At 67.4% G+C, this 21,533-nt stretch carries 20 protein-coding genes; 9 read left to right on the top strand and 11 right to left on the bottom strand.

Going from position 1 to position 21,533, the window contains the following annotated elements; all coding sequences use genetic code 11:
- Nucleotides 1-47: 47 nt before the first annotated feature.
- From AC1RB9_RS16250 to AC1RB9_RS16230, 5 genes are all read right to left on the bottom strand, one after another.
- Nucleotides 48-269 (bottom strand): hypothetical protein, encoded by a 222-nt coding sequence (locus AC1RB9_RS16250; protein ID WP_003098206.1) that lies wholly within the window; start codon nt 267-269, stop codon nt 48-50.
- Between the two features lie 2 nt (nt 270-271).
- Nucleotides 272-1,714, bottom strand: coding sequence for a cytochrome-c oxidase, cbb3-type subunit I (gene ccoN, locus AC1RB9_RS16245; RefSeq protein WP_481864873.1), 1,443 nt, complete (start codon nt 1,712-1,714; stop codon nt 272-274).
- 346 nt (nt 1,715-2,060) lie between these two features.
- Complete coding sequence (locus AC1RB9_RS16240; protein WP_003098208.1) at nt 2,061-2,984, bottom strand: DUF808 domain-containing protein; 924 nt, start codon at nt 2,982-2,984, stop codon at nt 2,061-2,063.
- 115 nt (nt 2,985-3,099) lie between these two features.
- Nucleotides 3,100-3,927, bottom strand: a complete 828-nt coding sequence (locus tag AC1RB9_RS16235; RefSeq protein ID WP_003098209.1) for an aminoglycoside phosphotransferase family protein — start codon at nt 3,925-3,927, stop codon at nt 3,100-3,102.
- Between the two features lie 8 nt (nt 3,928-3,935).
- The gene (locus AC1RB9_RS16230; RefSeq protein WP_003098210.1) at nt 3,936-4,823 is read right to left on the bottom strand and encodes a LysR family transcriptional regulator; all 888 of its coding nucleotides are present in this window, start codon (nt 4,821-4,823) and stop codon (nt 3,936-3,938) included.
- 85 nt (nt 4,824-4,908) lie between these two features.
- On the opposite strand from AC1RB9_RS16230, the gene AC1RB9_RS16225 reads away from it, so the two are divergent.
- Nucleotides 4,909-5,736, top strand: coding sequence for a class I SAM-dependent methyltransferase (locus AC1RB9_RS16225; RefSeq protein ID WP_003113611.1), 828 nt, complete (start codon nt 4,909-4,911; stop codon nt 5,734-5,736).
- A gap of 21 nt (nt 5,737-5,757) precedes the next feature.
- Here AC1RB9_RS16225 and modC read toward each other — a convergent pair whose 3' ends face one another.
- The 4 genes from modC to AC1RB9_RS16205 all read right to left on the bottom strand — a co-directional run bounded on the left by modC (nt 5,758) and on the right by AC1RB9_RS16205 (nt 9,068).
- Nucleotides 5,758-6,843, bottom strand: a complete 1,086-nt coding sequence (gene modC / locus AC1RB9_RS16220) for a molybdenum ABC transporter ATP-binding protein (protein WP_003450133.1) — start codon at nt 6,841-6,843, stop codon at nt 5,758-5,760.
- Between the two features lies 1 nt (nt 6,844).
- Nucleotides 6,845-7,531, bottom strand: a complete 687-nt coding sequence (modB, locus tag AC1RB9_RS16215; RefSeq protein ID WP_003088068.1) for a molybdate ABC transporter permease subunit — start codon at nt 7,529-7,531, stop codon at nt 6,845-6,847.
- A gap of 12 nt (nt 7,532-7,543) precedes the next feature.
- Entirely contained in the window at nt 7,544-8,299 is a 756-nt protein-coding gene (gene modA, locus AC1RB9_RS16210; RefSeq protein ID WP_003117674.1) for a molybdate ABC transporter substrate-binding protein, read from the bottom strand.
- 118 nt (nt 8,300-8,417) lie between these two features.
- On the bottom strand, nt 8,418-9,068 hold the full coding sequence (locus AC1RB9_RS16205) for a TetR/AcrR family transcriptional regulator (RefSeq protein WP_003450136.1): 651 nt from the start codon (nt 9,066-9,068) through the stop codon (nt 8,418-8,420).
- 133 nt (nt 9,069-9,201) lie between these two features.
- On the opposite strand from AC1RB9_RS16205, the gene fan1 reads away from it, so the two are divergent.
- The 8 genes from fan1 to lasA all read left to right on the top strand — a co-directional run bounded on the left by fan1 (nt 9,202) and on the right by lasA (nt 19,088).
- On the top strand, nt 9,202-10,881 hold the full coding sequence (gene fan1 / locus AC1RB9_RS16200) for a nuclease Fan1 (protein WP_003450139.1): 1,680 nt from the start codon (nt 9,202-9,204) through the stop codon (nt 10,879-10,881).
- On the top strand, nt 10,874-13,150 hold the full coding sequence (locus AC1RB9_RS16195) for an ATP-dependent DNA helicase (protein ID WP_003450142.1): 2,277 nt from the start codon (nt 10,874-10,876) through the stop codon (nt 13,148-13,150). Before fan1 ends, AC1RB9_RS16195 begins: the two co-directional genes overlap by 8 nt.
- Before the next feature lie 89 nt (nt 13,151-13,239).
- Nucleotides 13,240-13,449, top strand: a complete 210-nt coding sequence (locus tag AC1RB9_RS16190; protein WP_003450145.1) for a hypothetical protein — start codon at nt 13,240-13,242, stop codon at nt 13,447-13,449.
- A gap of 141 nt (nt 13,450-13,590) precedes the next feature.
- The gene (locus AC1RB9_RS16185; protein ID WP_003113617.1) at nt 13,591-14,118 is read left to right on the top strand and encodes a type VI pilus biosynthesis protein; all 528 of its coding nucleotides are present in this window, start codon (nt 13,591-13,593) and stop codon (nt 14,116-14,118) included.
- Entirely contained in the window at nt 14,105-16,435 is a 2,331-nt protein-coding gene (gene gspD / locus AC1RB9_RS16180; RefSeq protein WP_003450146.1) for a type II secretion system secretin GspD, read from the top strand. The genes AC1RB9_RS16185 and gspD overlap by 14 nt, the downstream gene beginning before the upstream one ends.
- A 167-nt stretch (nt 16,436-16,602) precedes the next feature.
- The gene (acpP, locus tag AC1RB9_RS16175) at nt 16,603-16,842 is read left to right on the top strand and encodes an acyl carrier protein (protein ID WP_003106681.1); all 240 of its coding nucleotides are present in this window, start codon (nt 16,603-16,605) and stop codon (nt 16,840-16,842) included.
- 282 nt (nt 16,843-17,124) lie between these two features.
- Complete coding sequence (locus AC1RB9_RS16170; protein ID WP_003120217.1) at nt 17,125-17,550, top strand: hypothetical protein; 426 nt, start codon at nt 17,125-17,127, stop codon at nt 17,548-17,550.
- Nucleotides 17,551-17,831: 281 nt separating this feature from the next.
- Nucleotides 17,832-19,088, top strand: a complete 1,257-nt coding sequence (gene lasA / locus AC1RB9_RS16165) for an elastinolytic metalloprotease LasA (protein ID WP_023090616.1) — start codon at nt 17,832-17,834, stop codon at nt 19,086-19,088.
- 114 nt (nt 19,089-19,202) lie between these two features.
- On the opposite strand, the gene AC1RB9_RS16160 is transcribed toward lasA, so the two are convergent.
- A complete protein-coding gene (locus AC1RB9_RS16160; protein WP_003106675.1) occupies nt 19,203-19,994 on the bottom strand; it encodes an EcsC family protein in 792 nt (263 codons plus the stop codon).
- A gap of 60 nt (nt 19,995-20,054) precedes the next feature.
- Nucleotides 20,055-21,077, bottom strand: a complete 1,023-nt coding sequence (locus AC1RB9_RS16155) for a transporter (RefSeq protein ID WP_003106674.1) — start codon at nt 21,075-21,077, stop codon at nt 20,055-20,057.
- Between the last annotated feature and the right edge of the window lie 456 nt (nt 21,078-21,533).

The following is a 21,533-nucleotide window of genomic DNA, read 5'->3' as shown; positions in this document are numbered from 1 at the left end:
AGGCACTTTCGTGCTGGAGGCATCCATCCCTGGATGATGGAGTCGGTTCAGGCGAGGAACGGCGGGCCGGCGGCCTCGCGGGATTCCTCGAGGGGGCGGACCACCTGCCGGCAGATCTTGCCGGTATCCCGGGCGACCCGGCGGGCGGCCTCGGGATCGTCGGCGAACGGCAGCAGGGCGGCCTGTTCGCGTTCCTCGCGGGTACTGCCGGCGAGGCTGAGGGCGAGGCCGAGCGCCAGGGTGGAGAGGCACAGCAGGGACAACAGCATGTTCAGGCCCCCTGGCCGGCCGCCAGGACCGGCTGCCGCTGGTCCTGCGCGCTGCGCAGGGTCCGCCAGGTGTTGTAGGCCATCAGCAGCATGCCGCTGGCGAAGGTGGCGCCGCCGAGCAGGCGCACCACGTAGCCCGGATGGCTGGCCACCAGCGCCTCGACGAACGAGTAGGTGAGCGTGCCGTCCTCGTTGACCGCCCGCCACATCAGGCCCTGGGTGATGCCGTTGACCCACATCGAGGCGATGTACAGCACGGTGCCGATGGTGGCCAGCCAGAAGTGCGCGTTGATCAGGCCGACGCTGTGCATCCGCTCGCGGCCCCAGAGTTTCGGGATCATGTGGTAGAGCGTGCCGATGGAGATCATCGCCACCCAGCCGAGGGCGCCGGCGTGGACATGGCCGATGGTCCAGTCGGTGTAGTGGGACAGCGAGTTGACCGTCTTGATCGCCATCATCGGGCCTTCGAAGGTGGACATGCCGTAGAACGCCAGGGACACCACCAGGAAGCGCAGGATCGGGTCGTCGCGCAACTTATGCCAGGCCCCGGAGAGGGTCATCATGCCGTTGATCATGCCGCCCCAGCTCGGTGCCAGGAGGATCAGCGACATCACCATGCCGAGCGACTGCGCCCAGTCCGGTAGCGCGGTGTAGTGCAGGTGGTGCGGGCCGGCCCAGATGTAGATCGAGATGATCGCCCAGAAATGCACGATGGACAGGCGATAGGAGTAGATCGGTCGCCCGGCCTGCTTGGGCACGAAGTAGTACATCATGCCGAGGAAGCCGACCGAGAGGATGAAGCCGACCACGCTGTGCCCGTACCACCACTGGATCATCGCGTCGGTGGCGCCGGAATAGGCCGAGTAGGACTTGCCCAGGCTCACCGGCAGCAATGCGTGGTTCACCATATGGACCATCGCGGTGACGATGATGAAGGCGCCGTAGAACCAGTTGCCGACGTAGATGTGCTTCACCTTGCGACGGGCGATGGTGCCGAAGAACAGGTAGGCATAGACCACCCAGACGATCGCCATCCACAGCGCCAGCGGCCATTCCATCTCGGCGTATTCCTTGGAGGTGGTATAGCCCAGCGGGTAGCTGACGATCATCCCCACGATCGCCGCCTGCCAGCCGCAGAACACGAAGCGCGCCAGGGCATCGGAGATCAGCCGCACGCCGCTGGTGCGCTGCACCACGTAGAAGGAGGTGGCGAACAACGCGCTGCCGCCGAAGGCGAAGATCACCAGGCTGGTGTGGATCGGGCGGATGCGGCCGAAGCTGGTCCAGGGCAGGTCGAGGTTGAGCGCCGGCCAGACCAGTTGGGCGGCGATGAACACCCCGAGGCCCATGCCGAGGATGCCCCAGACCAGGGTCATCAGGGTGAACTGGCGGACGACGTCGTAGTTGTAGCCGTCCGGATCTTTTCTGCTATCCGTATCGTTCATGGTCGCTGGCACGCCGGGCCCCGGGGTCCGGCCGGCTGGCGAGCAGGCGCGACCCTCGGGTCCTCGTTGGGTTATCGGTATTTTTCTGGGTATCCCGTTGCCGGGTCGATGGAGTGCGGAGGTCGGATCTTCGTCTGGAAGGCTCGGAACAGACGGCTCATGGCACTGGTGGCCATTCTAGGAGGGGAGCTTTATTCGTCTCCAACGAATAATGTTGCTATTACAGTGCAAAATTATTGAATTGAAACGGAGGAGGACTTCCGGGGCAGGGCGCACAACCGCTTCGTGGGATGTGCGCCAGGGCGGCTATCCGCCCTCCGCGATGGCGCTGCCGGCGATGGCAGGCTCAGCCAGTCTTTTTCTTCTTCGGCAGCAGGCGCTTGACCAGCAGCACCCCCGCCAGGACCACCGCGCCGGCGACGATGCCGAACAGGAAGTTCAGCAGGGTCGGGGTGATCGCCGCCAGCAGCGGGCCCAGCGTGGCGATGCCGGCGACGCTCTGCGCGGCCTGTTCGATGGCGTGGTGGACCACCGGGATACCGTGGGTGAGGATGCCGCCGCCGACCATGAACATCGCCGCCATGCCGACCACCGACAGGCCTTTCATCAGGTACGGCGCGGTGCGCAGGATGGCGCCGCCGAGGCCTTGGGCGAAGCCGCTGTCGCGCCTGGACAGGTAGAGGCCGGCGTCGTCCAGCTTGACGATGCCGGCGACCAGGCCGTAGACGCCGATGGTCATCACCAGGGCGATGCCGACCAGCACCAGTACCTGGGTGGTGAAGCTGGACTCGGCGACGGTACCCAGGGTGATGGCGATGATTTCCGCGGAGAGGATGAAGTCGGTACGGATCGCGCCGCCGATCTTCTGCTTTTCCAGGGCGGCCACGTCGACATTGGCCGCCAGCGCTGCCTCGTCGGCGTGCTCGTCGTCATGGGGCAGGTATTTGTGGGCGATCTTCTCGAAGCCTTCGAAGCACAGGTAGGCGCCACCGAGCATCAGCAGCGGGATCACCGCCCAGGGCGCGAAGGCGCTGATCAACAGCGCGGCGGGGACGAGGATCGCCTTGTTCCGCAGCGAGCCCTTGGCTACCGCCCAGACCACCGGCAGTTCGCGGTCGGCGTTGACCCCGGTGACCTGCTGGGCGTTGAGGGCCAGGTCGTCGCCGAGGACACCGGCGGTCTTCTTCGCGGCGACCTTGGTCATCAGCGAGACGTCGTCGAGCACCGCGGCAATATCGTCGAGGAGGGTGAGGAGGCTGGCTCCGGCCATCTTGGGTTTCCTTACTGGGTGGTGGGCACCGCCATCTTGGCGGGGTGTGTATTTGACACCGGATCGCGGCGGCGGAACAGTGCCTCGCGTTGGAGCGCGGGAGCCGCCGCACAGTTCATTGCGCAGGCGTTCGAGCGAGGTTTGCCAGGGCCAGGCGGGCGATGGCCAGCTCGGCTTCGGTCTCCTCGCGACTGCCGTCCTCGTCGAACCAGGCCGCCGAGAGTCCGGTCCAAGCCAGGATCCATTGCAGCAGGCGGCGGCGCTGCAGGCCGCTGGCGGCGATTACGATCTCCAGCTGGCGCTCGAAACGGCCGGGCGCCTGGGCGGTCTTCGCGTCGGGATTGGTGAACAGGTTGGCGTAGTCGTAGCCGCGCTCGCCGTAGAGCCGCTTGGGGTCGATGACTTGCCAGCCGCGCTCGCCGAAGTCGAGCACATTGCCGTGGTGGATGTCGCCATGCAGCGGGCGCTGTTCGCGAGCGGTCTCCAGCAGGTAGCGGGCGGCATTCGCGCAGTCGACGTAGAGCCCGCCGTAGCGGCGCTCGGCGGCATACAGCGAGTCGAACCAGCGCTCCAGCGGGGTCAGCTCCGGCAACGGACCCGGGCGCGGGGCATGGATGCGTTCGATGGCCTGGCAGAGGATACGCGTAGCCTCGTCGTCGTCGCCGCGCCTGACCATTTCCAGCAGCGAGCGCCCGCCGGTGGCACGCTCCATCAGCAGCGCCTGGTGGTCGTAGGCCAGCACCCTGGCCGCGCCCTGGCCGTCCCACCAGTTGAGCAGTACGTGGCCGAAACGCTCTTCTTCGGCACTGGATATCTTCAGCATCGCCGCTGCGCCGCGATGGCGCACCGGCAGCAGGCGGCTGCTGTGGGTGGCGAAGGGCTCGCCGTCGGGTTGCAACGCCCAGCGCTCGAGGTAGGGCGAGAAATCGAGGGATTCGTTCACGGTCGGTCTCAGGCGCCCAGGCGCTGCTGGATGAAGTCGAGGAAGCACTGGATGCGCAGCGCCAGTTGCGAGTTGCGATAGTAGACGGCGTGGATCGGTTGCCGGTATTCGCTCATCTGTTCGGCGAACAGCGGCACCAGGCGCCCATCCTGGATATCGCGGTCGGTCATGAAGCTGGCCAGGCAGGCGATGCCCTGGTGGCTCAGGGCCAGTTGGCGGAGCGTCTCGCCGCTGGAGGCAGAGATATCCGGCTGGATCTCCAGGCGATCGCCGTCGGCGTGCACCACCGGCCAGCGGTTGAGATGCTCGGGCTGGGTGAAGCCGAGCAGGGTGTGCCCTCGCAGCCCCTCGATGCTCGCCGGCGTGCCGTGGCGGGCCAGGTACTCCGGGCTGGCGAGGATGTGCAGGCGGCTGGCGCCCAGCGGCCGCGCGTGCAGGGTGGAGTCGCTGAGCGCACCGATGCGGATCGCCACGTCGGTGCGTTGCTCCAACAGGTCGATGATCAGGTCGTTGGTGTTGAGTTCGAGCTGGATGTCCGGGTACAGCCGGCGGAACTCGCCGATGTGCGGCACCACCGCGTGCAGCATGAAGGGCGAGGCGGCGTTGATCCGCAGGCGCCCGGCGGGGCTCTGCCGGCGCAGGGCCAGGCGTTCCTCGAGCGCCTCCATCTGCTGCAGGATCTGCCGTGCCTGGTCGAGGAAGTAGCGGCCTTCCTCGGTCAGCTCCATGCGCCGGGTGGTGCGGTTGAGCAGGGTGGTGCCGAGCTTGTGCTCGAGGCGCGAGAGGGTCCGGCTGACGGCCGAGGCGGTCAGTCCCATCTGTTCCGCGGCGGCGCTGATGGAACCGCTGTCGACTACACTGACGAAGCTTTGCAGTTCATCGGAGTTGGCTTTCATTCGTGACTCCAGGGCAATCATTGCCGAAGCATAGCGATGTTTTCGGCAAGGACTGAAGAGGCACGCGTGCCCGCAGGAGGTTTTCATGCCCGGCCACCGCATTACCCTCACCGGAGAAAAGCAGACGCTCCTGATCACCCTCTACGCCAAGGCGCTGGATAGCCGCCTGGACGATTCCATCCTCCATGACCGTTTCGCCGAGGAGGCGGTGCGGCAGATCGACTTCGACTTCTCCAGGGTCGCCCTCGGCAAGGGCAACGAACGGGCCCTGGCCATGCGCTCGCATTACTTCGACCAGGCCTGCCGCGAGTTCCTCGGCCGCCATCCCGAGGGGCAGGTGCTCAACCTCGGTTGCGGCCTGGACAGCCGTATCTACCGGGTCGACCCGCCGGCCGAGCTGCCCTGGTTCGACCTCGACTATCCGGAAGTCATGGACCTGCGCGAGCGACTCTACCCGCCGCGCGCCGGCGCCTATCGGGCGCTGCGCCACTCGGTGGACGACGACGGCTGGCTGCAAGGGGTGCCGCGCGAGCGGCCCGCCCTGGTCCTGGCCGAGGGGCTGATGCCCTATCTGCGGGAGTCCCAGGTGCGACGCCTGGTGGAACGCCTGGTCGACCACCTGGGTAGCGGCGAGCTGCTGTTCGACGGCTACGGCCGCCTCGGCATCATGCTGCTGCGCCTGTATCCGCCGCTGCGCGAGACCGGGGCGCAGGTGCATTGGAGCATCGACGACCCGCGCGAACTCGAGCGGTGGCATCCGGCCCTGCGTTTCATCGAGGAGGTCACCGACTATGACCCGCAGGACGTCGCCAAGCTGCCGCAGTCGTCGCGGCTGATGCTGCCGATCTACAACGGCTTCGCCTTCCTGCGGCGGATGGGGCGGCTGATCCGCTACCGTTGGCCCAGGGTCTAGGCGCCGCAGGCGAGGCCGGGGTCAGGCGAGCACCGCCACCGACTTGATCTGCGCCCACAACAGCTGGCCGGGTCGTAGTTGCAACTGGTCCCGCGAGTAACGGGTGATCCGCGCCAGCAGCGGATTGCCGCCGGCATCCAGGCGCACCAGGACGTGGGCCGCGGTGTCGGTATCGACCAATTCCAGGACCCGTACCGGCAGGCGGTTGAGGATGCTGCTCTGGGCGTCGTCGCGCAGGTTCAGGCTGACGTCGCGCGCCTGTACCTTGAAGCGCAGGCGCTTGCCGGGGGCCAGCGGGGCGTGGGCGACGCGCATTTGCAGCGCGCTGCCGGGCAGGACCAGGGTCAGCAGGCCGTAGGCCGGGTCGTGGTCGCTGACCGTGCCCTCGATCACCACCCCGGCGTCGTCGTCCAGCGCCAGCGGCAGGTCGACTCGCGCCAGGGTTTCGCCGATCGGCCCGCTGGCGCGGACCTTGCCGTTCTCCAGCAGCACCAGGTGATCGGCCAGGCGCGCCACTTCGTCTGGCGAGTGGCTGACATAGAGCACCGGGATGTCCAGTTCCTCGTGCAGGCGCTCGAGATAGGGCAGGATCTCGCCCTTGCGCTTCATGTCGAGGGATGCCAGAGGCTCGTCCATCAGCAGCAGGCGCGGGCTGGTGAGGAGGGCCCGGGCGATGCCGACGCGTTGCTGCTCGCCGCCGGAGAGGCGTTCCGGCATGCGTTCCAGCAGGTGCTCGATGCCCAGCAGGGCGCAGGCCTGTTCCAGCTCGACGCGGCGTTCGGCGGCGGCGATGCGCTTGAGACCGAAGGCCAGGTTGCGCCGCACCGTCAGGTGGCGGAACAGGTTGGCATCCTGGAACACGTAGCCGAGGGCACGCCGGTGGGGCGCGACGAAGAGGTTGCGGCGGCTGTCCTGCCAGGTCTCGCCATTGATCGTCACCTCGCCCTCGGCGGCCTTTTCCAGGCCGGCGATACAGCGCAGGCAAGTGCTCTTGCCGGAGCCTGAATGGCCGAACAGAGCGGTCACGCCACGACCGGGAAGAGCCAGGTCGATGTCCAGTTCGAAGCCGGGGTAGGCGCGGCGGAAGCGCAGGCGCAGGCCGTCCATCTCAGGCCCAGCCCGGCCGGCGGCGCCGGCCCGAATAGAGGGCGAGGAGGACGACGAAGGAGAACGCCACCATGCCGCCGGCCAGCCAGTGGGCCTGGGCGTATTCCATGGCTTCGACGTGATCGAATATCTGCACCGAGACCACGCGGGTTTTCTCCGGGATGTTGCCGCCGATCATCAGCACCACGCCGAACTCGCCGACGGTATGGGCGAAGCCGAGGATCGCGGCGGTGACGAAACCCGGCCGGGCCAGCGGCAGGACCACGCTGAAGAAACGGTCGACGGGGCTCGCGCGCAGGGTCGCGGCAGCCTCCAGCGGTTTCTCGCCGATCGCCTCGAAGGCGTTCTGCAACGGTTGCACGACGAAGGGCAGCGAGTAGAACACCGAGCCGACCACCAGACCGGCGAAGGTGAAGGGCAGGGTGCCGAGACCGAGGCTCTGGGTGAGCTGGCCGATGAAACCGTTGGGACCCATGCTGACCAGCAGGTAGAAGCCGATCACCGTCGGCGGCAGCACCAGCGGCAGGGCCACCACCGCGCCGATCGGCCCCTTCAGCCAGGAGCGGGTGCGCGCCAGCCACCAGGCGATGGGCGTGCCGATCAGCAGCAGGAGGAGGGTGGTGAGCGAAGCCAGCTCGATGGTCAGCCAGATGGCCGCCAGGTCCGTACTGTCGAGTGGCAACGCCATGCAGGTCCCGCCTTAGAGTTCGTAGCCGTAGGACTTGATCAGCGCGGCGGCCTTGGCGCCCTTCAGGTAGTCGACCAGGGCCTTGGCGGCGGCGTTGTCCTTGCCCTTGTTGAGGATGACCGCGTCCTGGCGGATCGGGTCGTGCAGCTCGGCGGGAACGATCCAGGCCGAGCCGGTTGCGACTTTACCATCCTTGTAGATCTGCGACAGGGCGACGAAGCCCAGTTCGGCGTTGCCGCTGGAAACGAACTGGTAGGCCTGGCTGATGTTCTGGCCTTCCACCAGCTTCGGCCCGAGCGTGGCGGCGAGGCCGAGCTTGTCCATCGCCTGGGTGGCGGCGAGGCCGTAGGGCGCGGTCTTCGGGTTGGCGATGGACAGGTGCCTGAAGCTGCCACTCTTCAGCACCTCACCCTTGGCGTCGACGTAGCCGGCCTTGGGCGACCAGAGTGCCAGGGTGCCGATGGCATAGGTGAAGCGCGAGCCGGGCACGATCTCGCCTTCCTGCTCCAGTTTCGCCGGAGTGCTGTCGTCGGCGGAGAGGAAAACCTGGAACGGAGCGCCGTTCTTGATCTGCGTATAGAACTGGCCGGTGGCGCCGTAGGCGGCAACCAGCCTGTGCCCGGTGTCTTTCTCGAATTCCTTGGCGATGGCCTGGATCGGCGCGGTGAAGTTGGCCGCGACGGCGACCTGCACCTCGTCGGCGCTGGCGGCCAGGGATACGGCGCTGGCGAGGAGGGCGAGCAATAGCTGGGGCAGGCGGGTGGTCATGGAGTGCTCCTGTGGGGGGGGGCGAACGAAGTTGGCGGACGGGGCTGGCGCAAGCTTAGGGGTTCGCTATGGCTTTTGGAATATAGCGCTACGCGGAAATTGATCCGGCGCAAGTCGCTCAGCCGGCCAGCGCGCGGAAACGCCGACGCGGCGCGGCCTCGCCGGGGAGTGCCAGGCAGCCGGCGCAGACCAGGCGGACGATGTTTTCCGCCGCCTGCCGGTAGTCGCTTGCGTCCAGCCCGGCCTGGCCGGTGAGGCGCGCCAGTTGCCAGCCGCCAAGGGCATAGGACTCGGTCATCGCCCACAGGTTGAGCAGCAGGTGGTACGGATCCAGCGGCGCCAGCAGGCCTTCGTCGATCCACTGGCGGATGCGCTCGGCGTTGCGTTCCGCCTGGGCGTCGAGGCGTTCCAGCAGCGGCGCCGGCATGCGCGGCGCGCCGCGCATGATCTCGCAGGAGAAGACCCTGGCCGCGTGCGGCCGCTCGGCGCCGATGCGCATCTTGTTGTCGACGTAGGCGCGTAGCGCCTCGGCGGGCGGCTGGCCGCCGGCGAATGGCCGGGAGGCTTCCAGCAGGGGCTCGACGATGCTGTCCAGCACCGCCTCGTAGAGTTGCGCCTTGGAGCGGTAGTAATAGAGCACGTTGGCCTTCGCCACGCCGGCGCGCTCGGCGACGTCGCTGAGCCGGGCGGCGCTGAAGCCGCAGTCGGCGAAGACTTCGCAGGCGGCGTCGAGGATCAGTTGCAGGTTGCGTTGGCGGATCTTCTTCATCGGGACCGATACGGGGCAGGTTTCGTTGTTAATATTTTTATATAACGAACGCCTTGTGCCTGGATAGTCGTCGTCAGGCCGGCGACGCTTGATCGGATGCGCATTGCCAAGCCGTGGGGGCGCTGGTATCTGTATGCATGAACAGTACCAGGCTCCGCTTCCCGTGAATTCCCCAGCGCTTCCCGAACCCTTCTACTACCTGCACAACTTCCGCGCGGTGCTCGCCTGGATCGGCGAACGCTATGCCGATCTGCTCGACGATCAGGAACGTGCCTTCATCGCCGCGTTCGCCGAGCTGCCCGAGGCCAGCCAGGCCCTGCTGGTGCGCATGGTGATGCGCAAGGGCACGCTGTTCCGCGAAGGCAAGCTGGCCTATGCCGAGATCGGCGACACGCGCGCCGCCGTACAACCGCTGTTGGCATTGGGCTGGGTGGACGCGCAGCCGACCCTGGAACTGGCGCAACTGTTCGGCTTGCTGAAGAAGGACGAATTGTCGCAGCTGTTCAGGGACCATCTCGGGCGCGCGAACCTGCGCAAGGATGCGTTGCTGGAGCGGCTCCAGCCGTTGTTCCCCGAGGCGCGGCGGCTCGGCGAGTGGCAGGCCGACTTCGCCGAACCGGTCTACGAGTTGCGCTGCATGGGGCTCTGCGACCGCTTGCGGTTGATGTATTTCGGCAACCTGTGGCAGGACTGGTCGGAGTTCGTCCTTGCCGACCTGGGTATCTATCGTTACGAAAGCGTCGAGTTTTCCGCCGACTCCCGCGGCTTTCGCCTGCGTGCCGACGTCGACGCCTATCTCCACCTGTTCGACTGCCGCCAGCGCTTCGACCTCGGCGAGCCGCTGGAGGAACTGCTCGCCGGCCTGCCGGGCGAACCCTACGCCAATCCCTGGCTGGAAGGGCGGCGGGTCAAGCTGCTGTTCCAGTTCGCCCAGCACTGCGAAAAGCAGCGGGATTTCGACCTGGCCCAGCGGCTCTATCGCCAATCCAGCCACCCCGGCGCGCGCCTGCGGGCGATTCGCAGCCTGGAACGTGGCGAGCGCTTCGCCGAAGCCCATGCATTGGCGCGGGAGGCCAGCTGTGCGCCGGAAAGCGACGCCGAACGCCAGGGCCTGGCCCGATTGCTGCCGCGCCTGCAAGGCAAGCTCGGCCTGCCGCGACAGGCGCGGGCGGCGGCTCCGGAAATCGACCGCCTGGACCTGTGCCTGGCGTTCCCGAGCGAACCCTGTAGCGTCGAGTGGGCGGTTCGCGAGCACCTGGAAGAGCCCGGTTGCGCGGTGCACTACGTCGAGAACGGCCTGATCAATTCGCTGTTCGGGCTGCTCTGCTGGGAGGCGATCTTCGCCGCCATTCCCGGGGCGTTCTTCCATCCCTTCCACAGCGCGCCGGCGGACCTGCACAGCGCCGACTTCCGCCAGCGCCGCGCCGCCCTGTTCGAGGCCTGCCTGGGACGGCTGGAGGACGGCAGCTACCGCGACGCGATCCGCTGTCGCTACCGCGACAAGTTCGGCATGCAGTCGCCCTTCGTCTACTGGGAACTGCTTGGCGAGGAACTGCTCGAACAGGCGCTCGATTGCCTGCCGGCGGCCCACCTGCGCGCCTGGTTCGAACGCCTGCTGGAGGATATCCCGGGCAACCGCGCCGGCCTGCCGGACCTGATCCAGTTCTGGCCGGCGCAGCGGCGCTACCGGATGGTCGAGGTCAAGGGACCGGGCGACCGCCTGCAGGACAACCAGTTGCGCTGGCTGCAATTCTGCCGCGAGCGGGAGATGCCGGTGGCGGTCTGCTACGTGCGCTGGCATGTCGATGACTGAGCAGGGCGGCGAGGCGCTGTACCAGGTGGCGGTGCGCGCGCTTTGCGAGTTCAGCGCCAAGCGCGGCGACCTCGACCTGCGCTTCACCCCGTCGCCCAGCGCCCTGGAAGGCATCGCCGGACATACCCTGGTGACCTCCCGGCGCCCCGCTCACTACCAGCGCGAAGTGGCGCTGGACGGACGCTACCGTCACTTGCAGGTGCGCGGCCGGGCGGATGGGTACGATCCGCAGGCGAACTGCCTGGAGGAAATCAAGACCCACCGCGGCGACCTCGCCCTGCAACCGGCCAACCACCGGCACCTGCACTGGGCCCAGGCCAGGGTCTACGGCTGGCTGCTCTGCGCCGAACGGAAGCTGGAGGAAGTCGAACTGGCGCTGGTCTACCTGGAGGTCGGCAGCCAGAAGGAGACCCGCTTCGTCGAGCGGGTGCGGGCCGACGAGCTGCGGCTGTTCTTCGAGAGCCAGTGCCAGGCGTTTCTCGCCTGGGCCGAGCAGGAACTGGCGCACCGCCAGCGGCGCGACCGCGAACTGGCCGCGTTACGCTTTCCCCACGCCGAATTCCGCCACGGCCAGCGGCAACTGGCGGAGGCGGTGTACAAGGCCGCCTCCGCCGGTTGTTGCCTGATGGCCCAGGCGCCGACCGGGATCGGCAAGACCATCGGCACGCTGTTCCCGCAACTCAAGGCGATGCCCGGGCAGCGCCTGGACCGGCTGTTCTTCCTGGCCGCCAAGACCCCGGGCCGGGCCCTCGCGCTGCATGCCCTGCGTAGCCTGGAAGGGGAGACCGGCGGACTGCCGGTGCGGGTGCTGGAACTGGTGGCGCGGGACAAGGCCTGCGAGCACCCGGACAAGGCCTGCCACGGCGAGTCCTGTCCCCTGGCCCAGGGCTTCTACGAACGCCTGCCGGCGGCCCGCGCCGCCGCCGTGGAGGCGCGCTGGCTGGACCAGGCGCGGTTGCGCGAGGTGGCGCTGGCGCACCGGGTCTGTCCCTACTACCTGGGCCAGGAACTGGCGCGCTGGTGCGACCTGGCGGTGGGCGACTACAACTACTACTTCGATCTCGGCGCCATGCTCCATGGCCTGGCCCAGGTCAACCAGTGGCGGGTGGCGGTACTGGTGGACGAGGCGCACAACCTGGTGGAGCGCGGCCGGCGGATGTATTCCGCCGAACTCGACCAGGGCGATTTCCTCGGTGTGCGCAAAACCGCCCCGGAGGCCCTGAGGAAACCGCTGGAGCGCATCCAGCGTGCCTGGAACGAACTGGGCAAGACCCAGGCGGACGACTACCAGGCCTACGACGAGCCTCCGCAGAAGCTGCTCCTGGCCTTGCAGAACGCGGTGGCGGCGATCAACGACCTGCTCGCCGAGCAACCGCAGGCGCTGGAGCCGGCGTTGCAGGAGTTCTACTTCGCGATCCTGCAGTTCGGCCGTCTCGCCGAACTGTTCGGCGAGCATTCGCTGTTCGACATCGAGAAGCGCCCAGGCCGCAACGGCCGCAGCCTGGCCCGGCTGTGCCTGCGCAACGTGGTGCCGGCGGCGTTTCTCGCCGAGCGCTTCGCCGCCAGCCGCTCCACTGTGCTGTTCTCCGCTACCCTCGGGCCGCGCGACTATTACGCCGACCTGCTCGGCCTGCCGGCGGGCACGCCCTGGCTGGAAGTGGACTCGCCATTCAGCGCCGAGCAACTGGAGGTGCACATACAGCGTCGGGTTTCCACGCGCTATGCGCAGCGCCAGGCATCCCTGGCGCCCATCGCAGCGATTCTCGGCGAGCAGTTTCGCCAGCGGCCGGGCAACTACCTGGCCTTCTTCAGCAGCTTCGATTACTTGCAGCAGGCGCTGGACGTCTTCCGCCAGGCATACCCGTGGGTGCCATGCTGGAGCCAGACGCCACGGATGGACGAGGCGGAGCGCCGGGTCTTCCTCGAGCGCTTCGTCGCGGGCGGCGAGGGCATCGGCTTCGCCGTGCTCGGCGGTGCCTTCGGCGAAGGCATCGACCTGCCTGGCGAGCGCCTGATCGGCGCCTTCATCGCCACCCTCGGGTTGCCCCAGGTGAATCCGGTGAACGAGCAGATCCGCCTGCGCATGCAGCGCCTGTTCGGTGACGGCTACGACTACACCTACCTGTATCCGGGACTGCAGAAGGTGGTCCAGGCCGCCGGGAGGGTGATCCGCAGCCGCACCGATCGCGGCGTGGTGCACCTGATCGACGACCGTTTCGCCCAGGCCAAGGTGCGCCGGTTGCTGCCGGGCTGGTGGCAACTGCGTTGACCCGTGGCGATACGCCGGCAGGTGCTGCCGGACAGCCGGACAGCCATGTATAATCGCGTCCCCACGATTTCCCCCGATCCGGATACGCCATGGCTTCCGCTCCCGACGCTCTTCCCCAGACCCTTTCCTCCGACGACGCTCCGGCCCAGGCCGCGCCGAGCGACGCCAGCGTGTTGCTGAAGGCCGCCCTGGCGAAGAAGAACCAGGCCCAGCTCTATCCGCAGCGGAAGATCCACGACAAGGGCCAGCGTCCCGGCATGGCGCCGCGCGGTACCCGTCGTTCGATGGGCAAGCGCTGAGGCCTTTCCCGCGCCTGGCGTTTTGTGGGCCAGTTCCCGCCACGAAGGATCAAAGCGGGCAGCCTTAACAGTTTTGCCCTTTCGCGGCCGTAGGCCGCAGCCCCATCCCTTATGCTCGCCGCCCCTGGGCGAGCCGCGTCGATGCAGCGCGCCCGTTTGCCGGAATCCGCCTGCTGCATGTCGCGTCACCTTCCATCGTCTTTCGTTTCCCTGCGCAGCCTGGCCGGGCATGCGCCCGCTGTGCTTTGCGTGCTGCTGCTGGCGTTGCTCAGCGCCAGCCTGGCCAGCCAGACGCGCTCGCTGCGCCGCGAGCTGGCGGAATTGCCCGCCGCAGCGGCCCCGGCGCCGCCAGCCAACCCTTCAGCGGCCCCGCGCGCGGCGTTAGCCGGCTTGTTCGGTGGCGCTCCGTCGCCGCGCGGCGCGACGGCGGGCGAGCGTCTGCAATTGCGCCTGCTGGCCTGCTTCCTGGCGCGTCGCGAGGACCGCTCGGCGGCGCTGATCGCGGTGGCCGGGCGCTCGCAGCGCTTCCTGCCGGGCGCCGAAGTGCGCCCCGGCACCGTGCTGCTGGCGGTTCATCGCGACCATGTGGTGCTGCGCGACCAGGGTTATGAAGAACGTCTGTATTTCCCCAAAGCCGAAGGGGCAGAAACCACCCATGCCACGTTGTAGTACCCGTTCCGCCCAGCGCCTGTCTCCGCTGTTCCTGGTCCTGTCGCTGGCCGTCCTCGGCCTGGCGCCGCCGGTCCATCCGGCACCTGCCGAGACTGCCGCCGCGCAAGAGGAAGAGCAGTGGACGATCAACATGAAGGATGCCGAGATCGGCGACTTCATCGAGCAGGTATCGAGCATCAGCGGCCAGACCTTCGTCGTCGATCCGCGGGTGAAGGGGCGGGTCACGGTGGTATCCCAGGCGCGGCTCAGCCTGGCGGAGGTCTACCAGCTGTTCCTTTCGGTGCTCGCCACCCATGGCTACGCGGTGCTGCCGCAGGGCGACCAGGCGCGTATCGTGCCGAACATGGAGGCACGCCAGGACGCCGCGCAGAAGACCGTCCGCGATGGGCCGGGCAGCCTGGAGACGCGGGTGGTCCAGGCGCAGCAGACCTCGGTGGCGGAACTGATCCCGATGATCCGGCCGCTGGTCCCGGCCCATGGCCATCTGGCCGCCGTACCGTCGGCCAACGCGCTGATCGTCAGCGACCGCCGCTCCAACATCGAGCGCATCGAGGCGATCGTGCGCAGCCTCGACCGGGCCGGCGAACATGACTACAGCATCTACGACATGCGCCATGCCTGGGTCGCGGAAATCGCCGAGGTGCTCGATCGCAGCGTCACCCCGGCCGCCGGGAAGAGCGCCGCCACCGTCCAGGTCCTTGCCGACAGCCGCAGCAACCGCCTGGTCCTGCTCGGTCCGCCGCAGGCGCGAGCGCGCTTGCTGCGGCTGGCGCAGTCGCTCGACGTCCCCTCGTCGCGGTCGGCGAACAGCCGGGTGATCCGCCTGCGCCATGGCGACGCCAAGACCCTTGCCGCCACCCTCGGGGAGATCGGCGAATCGCTGCACGGCGAGCGGGGCCAGGATGGCCGGGGAAGCGGCAAGCGCGGCCTGCTGGTGCGCGCCGACGAATCGCTGAATGCCCTGGTGATCCTCGCCGACCCGGAGGATGTCGGCCTGCTCGAGGACATCGTCCGCCAGCTCGACGTGCCGCGCGCGCAACTGCTGGTGGAGGCGGCGATCGTCGAGCTGTCCGGCGAGATCGGCGACGCCCTCGGGGTGCAATGGGCGCTGCGTAGCGGGCATGTCGCCGGCGGCGCTGGCTTCGCCGACAGCGGGTTGTCCATCGGCACCCTGCTGGGCGCGTTGCAGGCCGGCAAGCCGCCGGCAGAGCTGCCCGACGGTGCGATAGTCGGCCTCGGCAGTCGCGATTTCGGCGCACTGGTCACCGCGCTGAGCCGCAATAGCCGCAGCAACCTGCTGTCGACGCCGAGCCTGCTGACCCTGGACAACCAGAAGGCGGAAATCCTGGTCGGCCAGAACGTGCCGTTCCAGACCGGCAGCTACACCACCAGCGCCAGCGGTTCGAGCAATCCGTTCACCACTGTCGAGCGCAAGGATATCGGGGTGACCCTCAAGGTCACGCCGCACATCGGCGAGGACCGCATGCTGCGCCTGGAGATCGAGCAGGAAATATCCTCCATCGCGCCAACCGCCACCCTGGCGGCGAAGGCGGTGGACCTGGTGACCAACAAGCGCTCGATCAAGAGCACCGTACTGGCTGACGACGGCCAGGTCATCGTCCTCGGTGGACTGATCCAGGACGACCTGCTGCGCAGCGATTCGCGGGTACCGCTGCTGGGCGACATCCCCGGCGTCGGCCGGCTGTTCCGCTCGTCCCGCGAGACCCGGGTGAAGCGCAACCTGATGGTCTTCCTGCGCCCGAGCATCGTCCGCGATGCCGCCGGCCTGGAGCGCATCAGCCATGGCCGTTACCGTTCCATCCAGTTGCTGCGCGGTGCCGCCGGCGAACCGGCGCACCCGCTGTTCGAGGATGCCGGCGCCATCGACCTGCGTCCCGCCGCCCAGGTCGCACCGGCACCTATTGGCTCGCCGCGCAGCTATCCGGCTCCAGCCCCGGTGCTGATGGAGAAGCCGCGCCTGGCGGACCCGGCGTCCCTGGGCGACGGTCGCGGCGGCGAGGTACCGGAGGTTCGCCAGGGCACGCACGCGCCGCAGCCGCCGTCACCCCAGCGCTACGCCGTGCGATTGGTCGAGGGCAGCAGCGAAGCCTTCATGCGCGCGCTGATCGAGCGGCATCCGGGCCTGTCGTTGCGTTTGCGCCGCGAACTGCGCGATGGCCAGGAGCTGTTCGCGGTGGAACGGGGCGACTACCTCGACCCGGAGCAGGCACGCCGGGCCCTGGCGGAACTGCCCGAAAGCCTGCCGCGAGGGAAGGCGCGGGTGATTGCGCATACGCCGGGAAGCGCCCTGTGACGGACTTCGAATCCTCGCGTCGCGCTCCGTCCACCGGATTGTCCGGCGCGCTGCGGCGGCCGCGCTCCAGCGCAGCGCCACTGCCAGATCTGGCAGTTGTCGCTGGCGGGGACGGAGGCTTTAGTAGCCGCACTTTTTTCCAGGGCCGGGCAGTGGGACCGCAATGCATGGACGACATCGAGACCAGAGTGAGGAAACTGGTAGCCGCCCGGTTCGGCGTGGAGGAATGCGACATCCGGCTGGACAGCGACTTCCGTAACGACTTCGGTGCCGAGTCGCTCGAGGTAGTCGAACTGGTCATGGCCCTGGAAGCGGAGTTCGGCGTCGAGATCGCCGATGACGATGCGGAACGGATCGAGACCGTGCGCCAGGCCATCGACTATCTCGAGGAAGCCGTGCCGACCTGACTCCCCCTGGACCACCGGCCGATGCCGTGGTCATTCCCTGCGAAACGCTGTGCGCCACCTCCCGCCCGTGCCGGCGGCAAGGTGCGCGACGTCCCGCGCTTCGATTACGCCGGATCGTCCAGCCCGCCCCGGGCCGATCCGGCTTTTTTTTGCCCGCCGCCGCGATTGCGAGGCGGCCGCCGTCGGTTGGATTTCCTGAATCTTCCCGCGCCTCGCCGGTCGACCGAACAAGGGCAGCGTGCCATTCCCGGCGCGTGCCCGCCATTCGTAACGGAGGTCGTCATGGCTACACGACGGAAAACAACACCCCAGGAAATCGATGATATCCAGGACCGCATGGGTTCGATGCGCGAGCTCGATTTCGACGAGCGCCGCCAGGCGCGTAAGGCGCGGATCGGCGACGAGCGGCCCGAGGCCGAGGTGGAGGCCGAGTTTTCCTCGCGGCGGGTACGCGAGGCGGGCCACGCTGGCGGGCAGCCGGACGAGGACGATGGTTACCAGGATAACGTCGGCATGGACGATCTGGCGCCGGAAACCCTGATCGACGAAAGCGGCGCCCGCTCGCCGGCCGAGCGCGGCGGCGAATCGCCCGCGGACAAGCGCCTGAGGGTCGTGCATGGCAACGAGATCGGAGCCGGCCACGGCCTCGACGAGGCCGAGCTGGCGCGTCGTGATCCGCTCGACGGTTCCTCCGACGAGGAACGCTGAGCGCGCAGACTGTATCGAAGTATTTCCGACGCCTGGCGTTCTGTGATCGATTCGGCTCGGTTGGAGTGCGCTGCCGCACGCTTTTCGGCCGGACGGAGCGGGGCACGGGATCTACTGCAAAAGCTGATAGTTGTCTTCCCGGGTGACGGCGTTGCACGGTCCTGCGGCGTGCAACCCGGCCTGGGCGAAATACCGGCGGAGCGGACCAGGCTATCCCGTCGGAGGCGATGTCGCCGGGCTGCTGGCTTTCAAGGTTTCCCTTCGATGACCAGGAGCTACCCATGCAGCACAAAAGATCCCGCGCGATGGCGAGTTCGCGCTCGCCGTTCCTCTTCGTCTTGCTGGCGCTCGCCGTGGGCGGTACGGCCAATGCCCATGACGATGGCCTGCCGGCCTTCCGCTATTCGGCGGAGTTACTCGGCCAGTTGCAACTGCCCAGCGTGGCCCTGCCGCTGAATGACGACCTGTTCCTTTACGGTCGCGACGCCGAGGCGTTCGACCTCGAGGCCTACCTGGCCTTGAACGCGCCGGCGCTGCGCGACAAGAGCGAATACTTGGAGCACTGGAGCGGCTACTACAGCATCAACCCGAAAGTGTTGTTGACCCTGATGGCCATGCAGTCCGGGCCGTTGGGTGCGCCGGACGAGCGCGCCTTGGCGGCGCCGCTGGGGCGGCTGTCGGCGAAACGCGGCTTCGATGCCCAGGTACGCGACGTGTTGCAGCAGTTGTCGCGGCGCTACTACGGTTTCGAGGAATACCAGTTGCGCCAGGCGGCTGCGCGCAAGGCCGTCGGCGAGGACGGCCTGAACGCGGCATCGGCCGCGCTGCTCGGTCTGTTGCGAGAGGGGGCGAAGGCCTCCGCCGTGCAAGGCGGCAATCCGCTCGGCGCCTACGCGCAGACCTTCCAGCGCCTGTTCGGCACCCCGGCCGCGGAACTCCTGCAGCCGCGCAACCGCGTGGCCCGGCAACTCCAGGCGAAGGCCGCGCTGGCGCCGCCATCCAACCTGATGCAATTGCCCTGGCGCCAGGGCTATTCCTGGCAGCCCAACGGAGCGCATTCGAACTCCGGCTCGGGCTATCCGTTCTCGTCCTTCGATGCGTCCTACGACTGGCCGCGCTGGGGCAGTGCGACCTACAGCGTGGTCGCCGCCCACGCCGGTACGGTACGGGTGCTGTCGCGCTGCCAGGTACGGGTGACCCACCCCAGCGGCTGGGCGACCAACTACTACCACATGGACCAGATCCAGGTGAGCAACGGCCAGCAGGTCAGCGCCGACACCAAGCTCGGCGTCTATGCCAGCAACATCAACACCGCGCTCTGCGAGGGTGGCAGCTCCACCGGACCGCACCTGCATTTCTCGCTGCTCTACAACGGCGCCTTCGTTTCCCTGCAGGGAGCCAGCTTCGGTCCGTACCGGATCAACGTCGGCACCAGCAACTACGACAACGATTGTCGCCGCTACTATTTCTACAACCAGAGCGCCGGCACCACCCATTGCGCTTTCCGCCCGTTGTACAACCCCGGCCTGGCGCTCTGAGTCGGCGCGGGGCCCGGCTCCAGCCGGGCTCCGCCGCGAGCGAAACGGCGCTGAACAGCTGGCGCGTCGCTGCCGCCGCGCCCGGCGCCAGGCTGACCGCGTGGGCCGGCATGCTCAGCCGCGCCGGGGCAGCAGGGCGTAGGCGTCGCGAACCACATCCTTGCCGTAGTGGCGTTCCAGGCGGCGGACGACGAAGTGACCGCGCGCCATGGCCTGGAAATGGTTCATGAACACCGTGTTGATCGCCGCGCCGCCGAGGGCACCGACGATGGGCACGATCTGCGCCGCAAGCTTTTCCGAATACTGCACGCCCAGGCGCTCGGCGACCTTGCGCACCAGGGCCAGGAGCATCGGCGCGGCCTTCTTGCTGCCGGCGTCCTTGCCGAGGAAGTCGGCGGCCGCCTTGACCTGCTGGGCCAGCGCCGTACGCACCGCGTAGTAGCCGGACTCCGACGCGTCGTCCGAGGCGGATTTGCCGCCGAGGGCGAAGACTTCGATACAGGCCATCAGGGTGTCCATGTCCCTGATCGACTCGCCCTCGCTGCGCGCGATGTCGGCGATGGAACGGAAGATGATGCCGGTGGTGACCGGCACCTCGACCAGCATCGCCAGCGGCCCGAAGAAGCCGCCGACGCCACCGGAAACGGCGGCGCCGAGGGTATGCAGGCGGTTCGCCGGTTGACCGCTGGCGTTTTCCTGGAGAGTGGCGGTGGCCGAGCGGGCGACTTTCAGCAGCGCTCCCTCGATCACCGAACCGAGCTTCTCGTTGACCTTCCGCGGCAGCTTCTTCAGGCCGTATTCGATCGGCGTGCCCAGCAGGCTGGTGAGTTGCGCGGTGAGTCCAGGGTTCTCCAGCAGGTTCTTGGCGGCCTGGAGTTGCTTGAGATCGGCGGGGGAAAGGCTCATGGAAGGTCCGGCTGACGGTGGTCGGTCAACCTAACCACTGTCCGCCGGCGTTGTCCACGCTCAATAGTCGCCGCGCTTGCGGAAGGCCCAGCGGCCGGCGAGGAAGGTGAAGCTGGCGACCAGCACGAGCATGATCCAGAAGCCTTCAGGATCGTCGGCGAAGGGAATCCCGCCGACGTTCATGCCGAAGAAGCCGGCGACGATGTTGATCGGCAGGGCCAGCACCGTGACCATGGTCAGGGTGAAGAGGATGCGGTTATTCTGTTCGTTGAGCTTGGCCGCGATCTCTTCCTGCAGCAGCTTGATCCGTTCGCCCAGGGCGGTCAGGTCGCTGATCACCAGGGAGAACTCCTCGGTGGCTTCGCGCAACTCACGCAGGTCGGCATCCTGTAGCCATTCCGGCGGTCGGTTGAGCAGGCGCAGCAGCGAACCGGGCTCCAGCGCCAGCAGGCGTTGCAGGCGTACCAGCACGCGCCGCATGGCGCCGAGGTCGGCGCGGTTGGCGGAGAGGCGCAGGGCCAGTAGCTGGTCCTCAATGCGGTCCACTGCGACGCTGGTTTCGCGGACGATCTGGGTCAGCACGTCGCCCTGGTCGCGCAACAGGTGGATCAGCAACTGCAGGGGCGAACGGAAAGGTTCGCCGTGCTTCACCGAAGAGCGCAGCTTGTCCACCGAGCGCAGCGGTTGCGCTCGTGCACTGACCAGCAGCCGGCCACGGGCGCAGACCCACAGGGTGGCCACGTCCGAAGAGACCAGGCCGAAGTTGAAGACCACGTCGTTGACCACTGCCAGCAGCGCCGAGTCGACGTGTTCGATGCGCGTCGAGCGCGACCCCTCGCGCAGGCTTTCGAAGAAATAATCCGGCAGTTCCAGATGCTTCTTCATCCAGCGCTCGCAGGCGGCATGGGCGAGGTTCAGGTGCAGCCAGAGGAACTCGTCCGGCGCCTCCTCGCGAGCCTGCCGCAGGCAGGCGAGGGCGGTAGCCGAGTCGATTTCCCGCCCCGCTTCGCCGGGGCGGAAACGGAAACCGTAGATCAGGCCGAACAGGTCGGCGTCCTGGGGCGGGGAGATACCGTGATGCATGGTCGCTCGCGGGAGAGGATCGGTTGGGTAACTTGGCATCGTAACGATGACGCTTTGATTGCAGGGCGATGAAGGCCGCTTCGCGGGATGCCCGGCGATGCTTTCCGTTGGAACTGTCGGGGGCGTCTTGCCGTCGCCTCGCGCCGACGAACTACGAGGTGCCGGGAAGTGCTATTTCATTTCTCCCGGTTTTTATGAAATACGCATCGTAGAGTTCTGATATTTGCCCGCTGGGTTATTTAGTCGATTTGCCGTGCCAGGTGATGGGGGTTGTTTATAAAGTATTATAACTTTTTGATTATATATTGTTTATCAATTAGATAGGCGTGTGATGGCTAAATGGCTGCATGTTTTCCAGGGGTTATCTAAATTGAATTTTTCATGGGGGCTTTCTTAGTCGTTATATATAAAGTCAGACTCGCCTTTTATTTAAAAGCTGCTATTTCTGGATTACAT

It is taken from the genome of Pseudomonas sp. 20-5 (genome assembly GCF_056782835.1).
Note: the sequence above shows the minus strand (reverse complement) of the source record. Positions and strands in the feature narration are given on the sequence as shown.

Coding starts and splice junctions, on each gene's coding strand:
- AC1RB9_RS16250 (WP_003098206.1), bottom strand. CDS start 269: ATGCTGTTGTCCCTGCTGTGCCTCTCCACCCTGGCGCTCGGCCTCGCC.
- ccoN (WP_481864873.1), bottom strand. CDS start 1,714: ATGAACGATACGGATAGCAGAAAAGATCCGGACGGCTACAACTACGAC.
- AC1RB9_RS16240 (WP_003098208.1), bottom strand. CDS start 2,984: ATGGCCGGAGCCAGCCTCCTCACCCTCCTCGACGATATTGCCGCGGTG.
- AC1RB9_RS16230 (WP_003098210.1), bottom strand. CDS start 4,823: ATGAAAGCCAACTCCGATGAACTGCAAAGCTTCGTCAGTGTAGTCGAC.
- AC1RB9_RS16225 (WP_003113611.1), top strand. CDS start 4,909: ATGCCCGGCCACCGCATTACCCTCACCGGAGAAAAGCAGACGCTCCTG.
- modC (WP_003450133.1), bottom strand. CDS start 6,843: ATGGACGGCCTGCGCCTGCGCTTCCGCCGCGCCTACCCCGGCTTCGAA.
- modB (WP_003088068.1), bottom strand. CDS start 7,531: ATGGCGTTGCCACTCGACAGTACGGACCTGGCGGCCATCTGGCTGACC.
- modA (WP_003117674.1), bottom strand. CDS start 8,299: ATGACCACCCGCCTGCCCCAGCTATTGCTCGCCCTCCTCGCCAGCGCC.
- AC1RB9_RS16205 (WP_003450136.1), bottom strand. CDS start 9,068: ATGAAGAAGATCCGCCAACGCAACCTGCAACTGATCCTCGACGCCGCC.
- fan1 (WP_003450139.1), top strand. CDS start 9,202: ATGCATGAACAGTACCAGGCTCCGCTTCCCGTGAATTCCCCAGCGCTT.
- AC1RB9_RS16195 (WP_003450142.1), top strand. CDS start 10,874: ATGACTGAGCAGGGCGGCGAGGCGCTGTACCAGGTGGCGGTGCGCGCG.
- AC1RB9_RS16190 (WP_003450145.1), top strand. CDS start 13,240: ATGGCTTCCGCTCCCGACGCTCTTCCCCAGACCCTTTCCTCCGACGAC.
- AC1RB9_RS16185 (WP_003113617.1), top strand. CDS start 13,591: ATGCAGCGCGCCCGTTTGCCGGAATCCGCCTGCTGCATGTCGCGTCAC.
- gspD (WP_003450146.1), top strand. CDS start 14,105: ATGCCACGTTGTAGTACCCGTTCCGCCCAGCGCCTGTCTCCGCTGTTC.
- acpP (WP_003106681.1), top strand. CDS start 16,603: ATGGACGACATCGAGACCAGAGTGAGGAAACTGGTAGCCGCCCGGTTC.
- AC1RB9_RS16170 (WP_003120217.1), top strand. CDS start 17,125: ATGGCTACACGACGGAAAACAACACCCCAGGAAATCGATGATATCCAG.
- lasA (WP_023090616.1), top strand. CDS start 17,832: ATGCAGCACAAAAGATCCCGCGCGATGGCGAGTTCGCGCTCGCCGTTC.
- AC1RB9_RS16160 (WP_003106675.1), bottom strand. CDS start 19,994: ATGAGCCTTTCCCCCGCCGATCTCAAGCAACTCCAGGCCGCCAAGAAC.
- AC1RB9_RS16155 (WP_003106674.1), bottom strand. CDS start 21,077: ATGCATCACGGTATCTCCCCGCCCCAGGACGCCGACCTGTTCGGCCTG.